Source organism: Pseudomonas migulae (assembly GCF_024169315.1).
Classification (GTDB): Bacteria; Pseudomonadota; Gammaproteobacteria; order Pseudomonadales; family Pseudomonadaceae; genus Aquipseudomonas; species Aquipseudomonas migulae_B.
In genome coordinates, this window is sequence record NZ_JALJWR010000001.1 from 2,597,257 (window position 1) to 2,611,404 (window position 14,148).

At 59.7% G+C, this 14,148-nt stretch carries 13 protein-coding genes; 4 read left to right on the forward strand and 9 right to left on the reverse strand.

Annotated elements, in window-relative coordinates:
- The first annotated feature begins 10 nt into the window (after positions 1-10).
- The 3 genes from J2Y86_RS11925 to J2Y86_RS11935 all read left to right on the forward strand — a co-directional run bounded on the left by J2Y86_RS11925 (position 11) and on the right by J2Y86_RS11935 (position 5,511).
- The gene (locus J2Y86_RS11925; RefSeq protein ID WP_253431331.1) at positions 11-1,108 is read left to right on the forward strand and encodes a DUF1513 domain-containing protein; all 1,098 of its coding nucleotides are present in this window, start codon (positions 11-13) and stop codon (positions 1,106-1,108) included.
- A 202-nt stretch (positions 1,109-1,310) separates the two neighbouring features.
- Positions 1,311-2,459: an efflux RND transporter periplasmic adaptor subunit gene (locus J2Y86_RS11930; protein WP_253431334.1), complete on the forward strand. Its 1,149-nt coding sequence runs from the start codon at positions 1,311-1,313 to the stop codon at positions 2,457-2,459.
- A gap of 13 nt (positions 2,460-2,472) precedes the next feature.
- Positions 2,473-5,511, forward strand: coding sequence for a multidrug efflux RND transporter permease subunit (locus tag J2Y86_RS11935; protein WP_253431337.1), 3,039 nt, complete (start codon positions 2,473-2,475; stop codon positions 5,509-5,511).
- Positions 5,512-5,639: 128 nt separating this feature from the next.
- Here the strand turns inward: J2Y86_RS11935 and J2Y86_RS11940 are convergent, their stop codons facing one another.
- From J2Y86_RS11940 to colR, 5 genes are all read right to left on the reverse strand, one after another.
- Positions 5,640-5,867 carry a hypothetical protein gene (locus J2Y86_RS11940; RefSeq protein ID WP_253431340.1) on the reverse strand — a complete coding sequence of 76 codons (228 nt, stop codon included), beginning with the start codon at positions 5,865-5,867 and terminating at the stop codon, positions 5,640-5,642.
- Positions 5,868-5,869: 2 nt separating this feature from the next.
- A complete protein-coding gene (locus J2Y86_RS11945) occupies positions 5,870-6,580 on the reverse strand; it encodes a lipopolysaccharide kinase InaA family protein (RefSeq protein ID WP_253431343.1) in 711 nt (236 codons plus the stop codon).
- A gap of 3 nt (positions 6,581-6,583) precedes the next feature.
- Positions 6,584-7,252 carry a class I SAM-dependent methyltransferase gene (locus J2Y86_RS11950; RefSeq protein ID WP_253440222.1) on the reverse strand — a complete coding sequence of 223 codons (669 nt, stop codon included), beginning with the start codon at positions 7,250-7,252 and terminating at the stop codon, positions 6,584-6,586.
- A gap of 163 nt (positions 7,253-7,415) precedes the next feature.
- Positions 7,416-8,699, reverse strand: a complete 1,284-nt coding sequence (locus J2Y86_RS11955; RefSeq protein WP_253431346.1) for a sensor histidine kinase — start codon at positions 8,697-8,699, stop codon at positions 7,416-7,418.
- Entirely contained in the window at positions 8,689-9,372 is a 684-nt protein-coding gene (gene colR / locus J2Y86_RS11960; RefSeq protein WP_008032118.1) for a two-component system response regulator ColR, read from the reverse strand. The genes J2Y86_RS11955 and colR overlap by 11 nt, the downstream gene beginning before the upstream one ends.
- A 219-nt stretch (positions 9,373-9,591) precedes the next feature.
- Here colR and J2Y86_RS11965 point away from each other — a divergent pair, with 219 nt between their 5' ends.
- Positions 9,592-10,335 (forward strand): phosphatase PAP2 family protein, encoded by a 744-nt coding sequence (locus J2Y86_RS11965; protein ID WP_253431349.1) that lies wholly within the window; start codon positions 9,592-9,594, stop codon positions 10,333-10,335.
- A gap of 197 nt (positions 10,336-10,532) precedes the next feature.
- On the opposite strand, the gene groL is transcribed toward J2Y86_RS11965, so the two are convergent.
- The 4 genes from groL to J2Y86_RS11985 all read right to left on the reverse strand — a co-directional run bounded on the left by groL (position 10,533) and on the right by J2Y86_RS11985 (position 14,041).
- Positions 10,533-12,176 carry a chaperonin GroEL gene (groL, locus tag J2Y86_RS11970; RefSeq protein WP_027922861.1) on the reverse strand — a complete coding sequence of 548 codons (1,644 nt, stop codon included), beginning with the start codon at positions 12,174-12,176 and terminating at the stop codon, positions 10,533-10,535.
- A gap of 49 nt (positions 12,177-12,225) precedes the next feature.
- Positions 12,226-12,519, reverse strand: coding sequence for a co-chaperone GroES (locus J2Y86_RS11975; protein ID WP_008155545.1), 294 nt, complete (start codon positions 12,517-12,519; stop codon positions 12,226-12,228).
- Between the two features lie 247 nt (positions 12,520-12,766).
- A complete protein-coding gene (locus J2Y86_RS11980) occupies positions 12,767-13,243 on the reverse strand; it encodes an FxsA family protein (RefSeq protein WP_253431352.1) in 477 nt (158 codons plus the stop codon).
- Between the two features lie 66 nt (positions 13,244-13,309).
- Entirely contained in the window at positions 13,310-14,041 is a 732-nt protein-coding gene (locus tag J2Y86_RS11985; protein WP_253431355.1) for a HugZ family protein, read from the reverse strand.
- Between the last annotated feature and the right edge of the window lie 107 nt (positions 14,042-14,148).

Sequence of the window (14,148 nt, forward strand, 5' to 3'; positions counted from 1 at the left end):
GGCGAGTGCCATGCTGCGACGACAGGCTCTGACGTTAGGTAGTTTGCTGCTGGGAGCAGTGACACTGGGCGGCTGGACGCTGTTCAAGCAAAAGGACAAGAGCCCGCTGTTGCTCTCGGCGCGGGACGATACTGACGGCAAGCATTACGCCGTCGGTTATCGGCTGGACGGTACACGGGTGTTCGCCACCCGGGTCGGCCAGCGTTGCCACGACATCATCAATCACCCGACGCTGCCAATCGCGCTGTTTGTCGCCCGGCGCCCCGGCACCGAGAGCTACCTGATCGACCTGCGCGACGGCACGCTGTTGCAAACCGTGGCCTCGCAGCCGAACCGGCATTTCTACGGTCACGCGGTGATTCACCACAGCGGCGACTGGCTGTACGCCACCGAAAACGACACGTCCGATCCGGGTCGTGGCCTGCTCGGTGTGTATAAGTTCGAAGGCGAGCGTCTCGTGCACAGCGGCGAGATTTCCACCCACGGCATCGGCCCGCATCAGGTGTCGTGGATGCCCGATGGCGAAACCCTGGTGGTGGCCAACGGCGGAATTCGCACCGAGGCGGAAAGCCGCGTCGAAATGAACCTCAACGCCATGGAACCGAGCCTGGTGCTGATGCAACGCGACGGTACTCTGCTGAGCAAGGAAACCCTCGCCCAGCCGATGAACAGCGTGCGGCACCTGGGGATCGCCAGCGACGGCACCATCGTCGCCGGTCAGCAATTCATGGGCCCCTCCCACGAACCGTCGGAACTGTTGGCCATCAAGCGGCCCGGCCAACCGTTCGTGGCGTTCCCGGTGCCCGAGCATCAGTTGCAGGCGATGGGGCATTACACCGCCAGCGTCGCGGTTCACAGCGACTTGCGTCTGGTCGCGTTGACCGCGCCACGGGGCAACCGCTTTTTCATCTGGGACCTGGACAGCGGTGAAGTGCGCCTGGATGCGCCACTTCCCGATTGCGCCGGGGTCGGTGCGGTGGCTGACGGCTTTGTCGTGACGTCGGGCCAAGGGCGCTGCCGTTACTACGATTGTCGCCAGACAGATTTGGTTGCAAAACCGTTGGAGCTGCCTGCCGGGCTCTGGGACAACCACCTGCATCTGATGTGAGTACCCCGCTTTTGTAGGAGCAGAGCTTGCTCGCGAAGGCGGTGTGTCAGGGCCCATCAATATTGAATGCCGCGCCGCCTTCGCGAGCAAGCTTCGCTCTTACAGGTTTTGCGCCTGCCTGTAAAAAGTGGCAGTTGGATTCACTGCCACACTCGGAGTAATGTGCCCGCCTGTCTCATGATTTCTCCAAGGAAGTGGAAATATGCTGCGTCGCCGCATGCTGATCATGTTGGGTGTTGTTCTGCTGATCGTGCTGGTGCTGGCCGGTTACAAAGCCTTCTCCATCTACACGATGATCCAGGGCTTCTCCGCGCCAAAACCGCCGATAAGCGTTGCCGTGGCCACCGCCATCGAACGGCCCTGGCAAGCCCGCCTGCCGACCGTCGGCACGCTCACGGCGCTGCAAGGCGTGGACCTGAGCCTGGAGACCGACGGCACCGTCATCGATTTGCAGTTCGAGTCAGGGCAGAAGGTCAAGGCCGGCCAGCCCCTCCTGCGACTCGACAGCGCCGTGGAAACTGCCTTGCTGGAAACCGCCCAGGCCGACCTCGGGCTGGCCCAGCTCGATTACGGTCGCGGTAGCCAACTGGTCGGCAGCCAGGCCATTTCCAAAGGCGAATTCGACCGACTTTCGGCGGTGCTGAAAAAGAGCAAAGCCACGGTCAATCAACTCAAGGCGGCGCTCGGTAAAAAAAGCATCCTTGCGCCCTTCAGCGGGACCATCGGCATTCGTCAGGTGGACGTTGGCGACTATGTTGCCAGCGGCACCATGATTGCCACCCTGCAAGACCTCAGCAGTCTCTACGTCGACTTTTTCGTGCCCGAGCAGTCGGTACCGAAGATCGCCATCGGCCAGCCGGTTGAAATCATCGTCGCGGCCTACCCGGCGCAGACCTTCCCCGGCACCATCAGCGCGATCAATCCAAAGCTCGAGAACAGCACGCGCAACATGCAGGTCCGCGCGACCCTGGCCAATCCCGATGGAAAGCTCCTGCCTGGCATGTTCGCCAGCCTCCAGGTCATGTTGCCCAACCCGCAGCCGCGCATCGTCGTGCCGGAAAGCGCGATCACGTACACGCTGTACGGCAATTCGCTGTACGTCGTCGCAGAGAAAAAAACCGAAGACGGCAAGGTGGAAAAAGACGCCAAGGGTGAACCGATCCTGATCGCCGAACGTCGTTTCATCGAAACCGGTGAACGCCGCGATGGTGTGGTGATGATTACCAAAGGTGTGCGCAATGGCGAAAAAGTGATCACTGCCGGCCAGATCAAACTGGACAACGGCGCACACATTGCCATCAGCGACGACAAGACTTTAGCCGAGCAGAACAGCCCGCCGCGTGCGGACTGATCAAGGAATCCCCATGGCTTTTACCGACCCGTTCATCCGCCGCCCGGTGCTCGCCTCCGTGGTCAGCCTGCTGATTGTGCTGCTGGGCTTCCAGGCCTGGAGCAAGCTGCCGCTGCGCCAGTATCCACAAATGGAAAACGCCCTGATCACGGTGACCACCGCGTATCCCGGGGCCAACGCCGAGACCATTCAGGGCTACATCACCCAGCCGATGCAACAGAGCCTGGCGAGCGCCGAGGGTATCGACTACATGACCTCGGTCAGTCGCCAGAATTTCTCGGTGATCTCGATCTACGCGCGCATCGGTTCCAACAGCGACCGCTTGTTCACCGAGCTATTGGCCAAGGCCAACGAGGTGAAAAACCAGCTGCCGCAGGACGCCGAAGACCCGGTGCTGAGCAAGGAAGCCGCCGACGCCTCGGCGCTGATGTACATCAGTTTCTTCAGCAAGGAACTGAGCAACCCGCAGATCACCGACTACCTGTCGCGGGTCATCCAGCCCAAACTCGCCACCCTGCCGGGCATGGCCGAAGCCGAGATTCTCGGCAACCAGGTGTTCGCCATGCGCCTGTGGCTGGACCCGGTAAAGCTCGCCGGCTTCGGCCTGAGCGCCAGCGACGTGACCAACGCGGTGCGCCAGTACAACTTCCTCTCCGCTGCCGGCGAAGTGAAAGGCGAGTACGTGGTCACCAGTATCAACGCCAACACCGAGCTCAAGTCCGCGGAAGCCTTCGCTGCGATTCCGCTCAAGGTCGATGGCGACAGCCGCGTGCTGCTCAGCGATGTCGCGCGGGTTGAAATGGGCGCGGAAAACTACGACACCATCAGCTCCTTCGGCGGCACGCCTTCGGTGTACATCGGCATCAAGGCCACGCCCGGCGCCAACCCGCTGGACGTGATCAAGGAAGTGCGCAAGATCATGCCGGACCTGGAAGCCCAGCTGCCCCCGAACCTCAAGGGTGAAATCGCCTACGACGCTACGCTGTTCATCCAGGCCTCGATCGACGAAGTGGTGAAAACCCTGTTCGAAGCGGTGCTGATCGTGATCGTCGTGGTGTTCCTGTTCCTCGGGGCACTGCGCTCGGTGGTGATCCCGGTAGTGACGATTCCGCTGTCGATGATCGGCGTGATGTTCTTCATGCAGATGATGGGTTACTCGATCAACCTGCTGACCCTGTTGGCGATGGTGTTGGCCATCGGCCTGGTGGTGGACGACGCCATCGTGGTGGTGGAAAACATCCACCGGCACATCGAGGAAGGCAAGACCCCACTGGACGCGGCCATCGAGGGCGCCCGGGAAATCGCCATGCCGGTGGTCTCGATGACCATCACCCTGGCGGCGGTGTATGCGCCGATCGGTTTCCTCACCGGCCTCACCGGGGCACTGTTCAAGGAGTTCGCCCTGACCCTGGCCGGGGCGGTGGTGATCTCCGGCATCGTTGCCCTGACCCTGTCGCCAATGATGTGTGCCTTTCTGCTGCGCCACGACGAAAACCCCACCGGCCTGGCACATCGCCTGGACCTGATTTTCGAAGGCCTCAAGCGCCGCTACCAGAAGCTGTTGCACGGTACGCTCAACACGCGCCCGGTGGTGCTGGTGTTTGCGGCGATCGTGCTGTGCCTGATTCCGGTGCTGCTCACCTTCACCAAGTCGGAGCTGGCACCGGACGAGGATCAGGGCATCATTTTCATGCTGGCCAACGCCCCGCAGCCGACCAACCTTGATTACCTGAACACCTATACCGACGAGTTCATCAACATCTTCAAGGCGTTCCCCGAGTACTACTCCTCATTCCAGATCAATGGCTTCAACGGTGTGCAATCGGGGATCGGCGGTTTTCTGCTGAAACCGTGGAACGACCGCGACCGCACGCAAATGGAGATTCTGCCCGAGGTGCAGAGCAAACTGGAAAGCATTCCAGGGTTGCAGATTTTCGGCTTCAACTTGCCTTCCCTGCCGGGCACCGGCGAGGGGCTGCCGTTTCAATTCGTCGTCAATACCGCCAACGATTACGAGTCGCTGCTGCAAGTGATGGACCGGGTTAAAAAGCGCGCGATGGAGTCCGGCAAGTTCGCTTTCGTCGACGTCGACCTGGCATTCGACAAGCCCGAAGTCGTGGTGGATATCGATCGCGCCAAAGCCGCGCAGATGGGTGTGTCGATGCAGGATCTGGGCGGCACCCTGGCGACCTTGCTGGGTGAGGCGGAAATCAACCGTTTCACCATTGAAGGCCGCAGCTACAAAGTGATCGCGCAGGTCGAACGGCCTTTCCGGGACAACCCCGACTGGCTGAACAACTATTACGTGAAAAACACCAAGGGTGAACTGCTGGCCCTGTCGACCCTGATCACCGTGACCGACCGGGCCCGCCCGCGGCAGTTGAATCAGTTCCAGCAGCTCAACTCGGCGATCCTGTCCGGGGTGCCGCTGGTGAGCATGGGTGAAGCCCTTGACGCGGTGCGGCAGATTGCCCGGGAAGAGGCGCCGGCGGGTTTTGCCGTCGACTATGCCGGGGCATCGCGGCAGTACGTTCAGGAAGGCAGCGCGCTGTGGGTGACGTTTGCCTTGGCTCTGGCGATCATTTTCCTGGTGCTGGCGGCGCAGTTCGAAAGTTTCCGCGATCCGTTGGTGATTCTGGTGACGGTGCCGCTGTCGATCTGCGGTGCGTTGATCCCGCTGTTCCTTGGCTGGTCGAGCATGAACATCTACACCCAGGTGGGGCTGGTGACGCTGATCGGGCTGATCAGCAAGCACGGGATCCTGATCGTCGAATTCGCCAATCAGCTGCGCAAGGATAAGGGCCTGACACCGCGCGAGGCGGTTGAGGAAGCAGCGGCCATCCGCCTGCGCCCGGTGTTGATGACCACCGCAGCGATGGTGTTCGGCATGGTGCCGTTGATCATCGCCACGGGGGCGGGCGCTGTCAGCCGGTTCGACATCGGCACCGTGATCGCGACGGGGATGTCGATCGGGACGCTGTTTACGTTGTTCGTGTTGCCGTGCGTTTACACGTTGCTGGCCAAACCCGACCATGCCAAAGAACACGCATAACCCCCTGTGGGAGCGGGCAAGTCGAATCGTCGCACCGCCGCTCCCACATTTGATCGATGGCGTTGCTAAAAGTCAGGCATAAAAAAGGCCTCGCATATACGAGGCCTTTTATTTGGGCTTCAATCTGGTCAACTCTGCGGCCTCAGTCCTTGAGAAAGTCCGAACATGAACAGCAATAAATCATGATCGGGTTGGGTTGCAACGGTCGCCTTCGCAACCCGCGGCATCGGACAACGCGCGTCCCCGTTCACTGAACTGAGGACTTGCGTGCGGGGCTGCTCCCAAGCCGCCACCGCCAGTGAAGCAACTGCCAAGGCTCCTATCAAGAACAAACCTCGTGCAATTTCGAGTTTCATTGCTATAAACCCTTGATAGCGCTGCCAAACGCTGTCTCATAAAGGTAGACGAGTTTCTTCCAGTCCGTCGTGCTGAACGACGAATGGCGACGCAGTTGCTTCAAGTCATGGGACGCGGCACGACGGGCGGTCAAACGCTGGCGGCCTTTCTCCAGATCGATCAACGCAATATCGATTTTCGCCGCTTCGCCCTCACCGGTAACCCGGACGAAGACGTGCTTCATGTAGAGGCAACTGTGCTGCCACCGCGCCTTGTGCATGCGCGCCAGGTTATCGGCCAGCTCCTTCAGCACACGATCATGCACCGCCTCACCATGACGCTCGCGACCTCCGCCTGCGTACCAGTGTTCGATTTCCTCAAACCCGTCCAGCGCCTTGGTCACCAACAATGCGCGCCACTTGTGGACAGGATCGCGTTGCGCACCACAGAAAACGATTTCCGGAACACCCACACCGATCAGACTCAACCCGATGAGCGCATCCCGCTCACGCAGCACCGTCGGCCGACCCAACGGGTACTGCCAGCTGCGGTAGACATGCCCGGTCTGACGCTTGGCGTAGAACAGCTGTCCATCATTGCTCTTGACGCGCTGCACGCCACTTTCACCACCGCGACGAACGTTGGGCTCTTCAACCCATTCGCCGCGCTGGTTCCAGAAATAGTCAAAGTCCCGGGAATCGATGTCCGTATCTGCTACATATTGCACCGCCATCTGCTACCTCTTGCGTAATACATAAACCCGCCACATGGCATAGAGCGGGATAAAGTCCAGTTGTTCCTGAATACGAAACCCCGCCTGCTCGAATTCCTTTTCGACCGTAGCAGCCGGTAACACAAAACGGTTTTGGTAACCTTCCTGCTCACGCCCCTTCTCCAGGCGCTTGCGTTTCCAAGCCTTGAAATTGCCGTCAACCCATAACGAAAGGATCACGCTATCGCGGGTGACGCGCTCGAATTCACGCAGAATGGCCAGTCGATGCTCGGCTTCACCAATGTGGTGCAGCAAACGCATGCAAAAAATGCTGTCGACGGCGTTATCAGGCAGGGCGATGTCGAATGCAGAAGTGTGCAAGGGTTGTACCTTTTTCACGACTTCCGCCGGTTGCGCCTGCAGAGCAATCTTGAGCATCGATTCGGAGTTGTCCGCTCCGATGATCACACGGTTGGGTTTTTCCGCCAGCAATGGCCAGAAACGCCCGGCACCACAAGGTAAATCGAGGACCAGTCCGGGTTCGCCGACCAACGTCAGAGCCTTGCGCGCCAGTTGCTCGTCACGCCAATGGGACAGCCGACGGCCGAGGCCGTCCTGGTGTTTCTGCAGGTATTTCCGAGCGTGTTGATCGTCGTATTTGTCGGAAAAATCGAGTTTGATCGGGGCGGCCATCATCAAGGACTCCTGAACGTCTGATGACAACTACCTTAGGTAGCGCCATGTCAGCGTCAGGTCATGCCATTGTGAAAAAATCGTCATGTAAAACCCCGAGTTATTTCAAGGTTTTACATGAGCAAAATGATGGCTGGGGGCCACTCCCCTGCAGGCGTTGCGATCAACTCAATGGTGCTGAACCCAGTTCCACCTGAAACCGGCAGCCATGCGGCTCCATGTTGGTCAGACTGACGCTCCACCCCTGGTTTTCGCAAATCCGCTGTACCAGCGACAAGCCTAGCCCCAGGCCTTCACCGCGTTTCTCGTTACCCCGCACGAAAGGCTCGAACATCGCTTCGCGTTTTTCTTCGGGAATGCCCACGCCACTGTCTTCGACCCTGAAACCCGCTGTCGTCAGAGTCAAGCGGATGAAACCCCGTTCGGTGTAATGCAGCGCATTGCGCAACAGGTTGCCCATGACCGCTTGCAGAAGCGTGGCGTTGTAACAGGTGCTGGCCGGATTGCCCGGTTCGAATACCAGCGATAACCCTTTAGCCTCGATCGGTTCGCGCCACAGGCAGAGCAAGCCGTCGGCGACCTGGGCCAGCGACTGTTGCGGCGCCATGCCGGCGTCTTCACGTTGGGCGCGGGCCAGCATCAGGAAGGTCTGCACCAGCTCACGCATCTCTTCGCAGGCACGGGCGATTCGTTCCACCTGAGCCCGACCGCGCTGGTCGATGCCGGGGTTTTCCAGCAACAGCTCACAGGAACTGGCCAGCACCATCAACGGGGTGCGCAACTCGTGACTGACGTCACTGGTGAACAAGCGCTCCCGGGTCAATGCCTGGCGCAGGCGCCCGAGGGTGGCGTCGAAGGCCACTGCCAGCTCGCCCACTTCATCGGCGGCATAGTCCGGTGCCAGCGGTGGCGCCAGCCCCAGCAACTGGTCGCGGTGGCGCACCTGACGGGCCAGCCGCACGACAGGCGCCATCACTTTGCGCGCCAGGATCCAGCCGAGGAAGACCGCCAGCGCCAGGCTCAGGACGAAGCCCACCAGCACCACGGCGAACAGCACCCGCTCACGTTCTTCGAAATCACTCTGGTCCTGCAGCAACACATAGCGCCGGCCATCGACGACTTCGACCATCGCGTGGTACGACAGCTGCTCGCGGAACACTTCGTGGAAACCCGGGTCGAGATGGCGCAGATCCTTGGGCAGCTCGAAATCGCCCGGCCCGCCGCTGAAATAGAACAGCTGGTCCGGCTCGGGGCGATGACTCCAGTCAGACACACTGTCCATCAACAGCAGGCGTTGCAAATCACCGCCGAGGCCTGCCGAAATCAGTTTTTCTTCCACCAGGTGCACGGTCGCGACAATGCCCATGGCGAAGGCCCCGGCGACCAGTGCGCTCATCAGCGCAAAGGCGATGATGATCCGTTGAGCAAGGCTTTGTCTAAACTCCATCACGGCCCTCGGCCAAGCGATATCCCACACCGTGCACGGTTTGCAGCAAAGGCTTGGCGAACGGTTTGTCGATCACCTGGCGCAATTGGTGGACGTGGCTGCGCAGGCTGTCGCTGTCCGGGCAATCATCGCCCCACAGGGCTTCTTCGAGAATTTCCCGGCGCAGGACGTGCGGGCTTTTTTGCATCAGCACGGCCAGCAACTTCAGGCCTACCGGGTTGAGTTTCAGCAAGCGCCCTTCGCGAGTGACTTCCAGGGTATCGAGGTCGTAGCTCAGGTCGCCGACCTGCAAAGTGCGACGGCCGCCGCCCTGCGCCCGACGCATCACGGCTTCGATCCGCGCGGCCAGTTCAGACAGGGCAAAGGGTTTGATCAGGTAATCATCGGCGCCGGACTTGAAGCCTTGCAGACGGTCGTCGAGTTGATCGCGGGCAGTGAGCATGATCACCGGCGTGTCGCGACGGGCGTCCTCGCGCAGGCGTTTGCACAGGGTGTAGCCGTCGATGCCCGGCAACATGATGTCGAGCACGATCAAATCGTAATGCTCGGTGGCCGCCAGGTGCAGGCCTGACAAACCGTCCTGCGCGCAATCCACGGTGTAGCCCTTGAGCCCCAGGTAATCGGCCAGATTGGCCAGGATATCGCGGTTGTCTTCAACCAACAGAATGCGCATGGGCATCTCCTCCGTACACAGTAACGGCCGTCTTGGCCCGCGCAGCTTAAGGCCTGCCGTGGCTCAGGGCTAGGACTGTGTGCAGTTGAAAACCCGGCCAATCAACCCGTCGAGCCCTTAACGACTTTTTCACTATCGATTCACACAGAGGCGACACAACCGGGTTCAAACTCCGCGCGGCTGCGCTCTCAAGAACATTTGACCGACCAAGGAACTGCCATGGTTTCGACCTCTGCCCGCCCCGCCTCTCGCCCGCTCAATTTCTGGGTGTGTCTGGGTGTTCCCGCCGTTGCGGCGATCATTCTGGTACTGCTCGAACTGACGTCCCTGGACATGGATCTGGCCAGGCTGTTCTACGACCCGGCGGCCGGAGACTTCATCGGACGGCACAGTTACTTCCTCGAAAACATCCTGCATGACCGCGCCAAGCAAGTGGTCATCGCCTTCTCGGTGTTCGCGATTTTCGGTTTTATCGGCGCCTTTTTCATCGACAGGCTCAAACCGTTCAAACGGGAACTGGGCTGTCTGGTGCTGTCCCTGGGACTGGCGACATCCTTTGTCACGCCGATGAAAGCGGTGACGGCGGTTCAATGCCCGTGGAGTCTTGAACAGTTTGGTGGTCATGAAACCTATAGCGAACTCCTCAGCCCGCGCCCACCCACAGACAAACCGGGCCGTTGCTGGCCTGGCGGGCATGCCGCGACCGGTTTCACGCTGTTTGCGCTGTTCTTTGTGCTGCGGGATCGGCGTCCGCGCCTGGCACGTAATGCCTTTATCTTTGCCTTCGCGCTGGGCACGGTGTTTTCCGTGAGCCGGATGATGCAGGGCGCGCACTTTTTCTCGCACAACGTGTGGACGGCGATTTTCTGCTGGCTGATTTGTCTGGGGTCGTATTACTACATCCTGTATCGACCGGCTTCCAGGGCTGATCGGGTTATCAAGGCAGAAACTGTCGGCGCCTGAACTGACGACATCGCGGGCAAGCCCGCTCCCACAGGGATTGGAGGTGACCACAAATTTAGAGTTTCACTCAAGAACCTGTGGGAGCGGGCTTGCCCGCGATGGCCGCGACTCGGTGTCCTGACAGACTAAAATGAAGGCAATAAAAAACCCCGCCTGCTTTCGCAGACGGGGTTTTTCAGTACAGGGGTAAGGCTGGCTTACATCATGCCGCCCATGCCGCCCATACCGCCCATGTCTGGCATGCCGCCGCCAGCTGGTGCGTCGTCCTTGATCTCGGCGATCATGGCTTCGGTGGTGATCATCAGGCTGGCAATCGACGAAGCCGCTTGCAGAGCCGAACGAGTCACTTTGGCCGGGTCCAGGATACCCATTTCGATCATGTCGCCGTATTCGCCGGTAGCAGCGTTGTAACCGTAGTTACCCGAACCCTGCTTGACCTTGTCGACAACTACGCTTGGCTCGTCGCCGGAGTTGGCAACGATCTGGCGCAGTGGCGCTTCAACAGCGCGACGCAGCAACTGGATGCCAACGTTCTGGTCATCGTTGTCGCCTTTCAGCTCGGAGATAGCCTGCAGAGCGCGAACCAGTGCCACGCCGCCGCCAGGTACCACGCCTTCTTCAACGGCTGCACGGGTAGCGTGCAGGGCGTCTTCAACGCGGGCTTTCTTCTCTTTCATTTCAACTTCGGAACCGGCGCCAACCTTGATCACTGCAACGCCGCCGGACAGTTTGGCCAGACGCTCTTGCAGTTTTTCACGGTCGTAGTCGGACGAAGTGTCGGCCACTTGCTGACGGATCTGCAGAACGCGAGCCTGGATGTCAGCCTCAACGCCGGCACCGTCGATCACGGTGGTGTTTTCTTTCGACAGGATCACGCGCTTGGCATTACCCAGGTGTTCCAGGGTAGTGCTTTCCAGGCTCAGACCGATCTCTTCGGAGATAACGGTACCGCCAGTCAGGACAGCGATGTCCTGCAGCATGGCCTTGCGACGGTCGCCGAAGCCTGGAGCCTTGACGGCTGCGACTTTAACGATGCCACGCATGTTGTTCACAACCAGAGTCGCCAGGGCTTCGCCTTCAACGTCTTCGGCCACGATCAGCAGTGGACGGCCGGCTTTGGCAACGGCTTCCAGGACTGGCAGCATTTCGCGGATGTTCGAGATCTTTTTGTCGACCAGCAGGATCAGCGGACCGTCCAGCTCGGCAGTCATGGTCTCTGGCTTGTTGACGAAGTACGGGGACAGGTAGCCACGGTCGAACTGCATGCCTTCAACAACCGACAGTTCGTTTTCCAGGCCCGAGCCTTCTTCAACGGTGATCACGCCTTCTTTACCGACTTTTTCCATGGCTTCGGCAATGATGTCGCCGATGGAGTTGTCGGAGTTGGCCGAGATGGTGCCGACCTGAGCGATGGCCTTGGTGTCAGCGCAAGGCTTGGACAGGGCTTTCAGCTCTTTGACGATCGCGATGGTCGCTTTGTCGATACCGCGCTTCAGGTCCATCGGGTTCATGCCGGCAGCGACGGCTTTCAGGCCTTCGTTGACGATCGACTGAGCCAGAACGGTAGCGGTGGTGGTGCCGTCGCCTGCGTCATCGTTGGCACGGGAGGCAACGTCTTTGACCAGCTGCGCGCCCATGTTTTCGAAGCGGTCTTTCAGCTCGATTTCTTTGGCAACGGACACGCCGTCCTTGGTGATGGTCGGAGCGCCGAAGCTCTTCTCGATGATCACGTTACGGCCTTTAGGGCCCAGGGTCGCTTTTACTGCGTCAGCCAGGACGTTGACACCGGCGAGCATTTTCTTGCGGGCGGAATCGCCGAATTTAACTTCTTTAGCAGCCATGATCGATATTCCTTAAATACTTTGTAGTAGCGGGAAAATGAGCGGGGAATCAGCCTTCGATGACAGCGAGGATTTCGCTCTCGCCGATAACCAGCAGGTCTTCGCCGTCAACTTTCACGGTGTTGCTGCCGGAGTAAGGGCCGAATACAACCTTGTCACCCACTTTCACGGCCAGCGCGCGCACTTCACCGTTTTCCAGTGCTTTGCCCGGGCCTACAGCCAGGACTTCACCCTGGTTTGGCTTTTCAGCAGCCGAACCTGGCAGGACGATACCGCCAGCGGTTTTCTTTTCTTCTTCGCTGCGACGGACGACGACGCGGTCATGCAGAGGACGAAGCTTCATTGTCGATCTCTCCTAATTGTGGTTTTCATCGGCCGGTGTATTCCCGGCGGGTTTAACAAATCCGGCGGTGCCGGGTGCGGTTCGTCAAGCGAACCGCGGAAGTCTGTCTGGCGTGATCGCCAGAAACCTTGCGGTGACCGTTACATAAGGGCGCATAAGCTTATTACAAGGGTGGGGATCGAAATTTTTTACATCGATGCCCCGAAAACGAACACGGCACCCGAAGGTGCCGTGCAGGTGAAACGGTTTACTTGGAATCGCGGTGTTCGAACTCGCCTTCGATCACGTTCGGCTCACGGCCCAGCGGCTCGCGGGGAGCAGGACCGCCCCGTGGCTGAAGATCATCGGCGAAGGCTCGCTGACGGATCGCCGCTTCTTCGGCGCGCAGGCGCATTTTATTGGCCAGCAAACGGCGAGAGATCGGCAGCAGCATGATCAGGCCCAGCACGTCGGTGACGAAGCCCGGCAAGATCAACAGACCACCGGCCAGGGCCAGCATCAGGCCTTCGAGCATGGTCTGGGCTGGCAGTTCGCCGCGGTTCAGGCTTTCACGCGCACGCAGCGCAGTGGCCAGGCCGGCGATACGCAGCACGAACACGCCGAGCATCGAGCCGAGTATGACCAGCAGCAGGGCCGGGAAAAACCCGATCGCCCCGCTCACCTTGACGAATACGAACAGCTCCAACACCGGAAACAGTACAAAGAGCAATAAGAAAGGGCGCATCAAATGGTTCCTCAACGCAAGAATGCCTTGCCAGTCTTCCCTAGATGACGTCGCCATTGCGTGAATTCAAGCGTCAGCCACTTCATTTTTCGGCCAATGCTCGGCGTGAGCCAGGAAAACCAAGACTTCGCGGACTTGTGTCGGCGTATTACATGGCGCTTGAAACGGTAGCCAGTAGAGTCCCTGACCGATGCGCAGGTGCATGCCTTCCGTGTCGATCCCGGCCAGTTGCGCCGGCTCGGTTTTCGGCAGTCCGGCGAGGTCGACGTAGTGGGCGATGGCTTTGGCGTGATCGGCATTCATGTGCTCGACCATGCTTACTTCCGCCTTGCCCGCGAAGGGATTGGCCAGTGTCAGCTGATCGACCCAGTGAATCGCGCCGAAACCGCCGATGTAGCGGTGACGCACGGGGTTGAGCACCCAGAAATCGAAATCGTGGGCCTTGTGGTAGCTCTGCGAATCCGGGAAATAGCGGTAGTAACGCTCGGCCGCGGCTTCGATGACGGCCTCGTCTACAAGCTTTTCCGCTTCGGCGAGGTAAGTCAGGCGACCGACGGCTTGCACGTCTTCAGCCTCACGCTCGCCCACGAACAGTGAGCATTTCGGATCTTTTTGCAGGTTATGCGTGTGCTGGGCGATGCGGCTGATCAGGATCAGCGGCCGCCCCTGCCCGTCCAGGCAGTACGGAACCACCGAGCCAAACGGGAAGCCGGGCATCGCCTTGGAGTGCGTCGAGAGCACTCCACGGTATTCCTTGAGAAGCAATTCTCGGGCATTCTTGGCCGCTTCAACGCTCAATTTATGACTCCTTATATAGAATCCGTCGAAAAAACGGACAGGCGACTGGTGAAAGTTCCAGTCCGCCATCGGGGCAGTTCTCATGTGCAACCAGGCTACATCCGGTG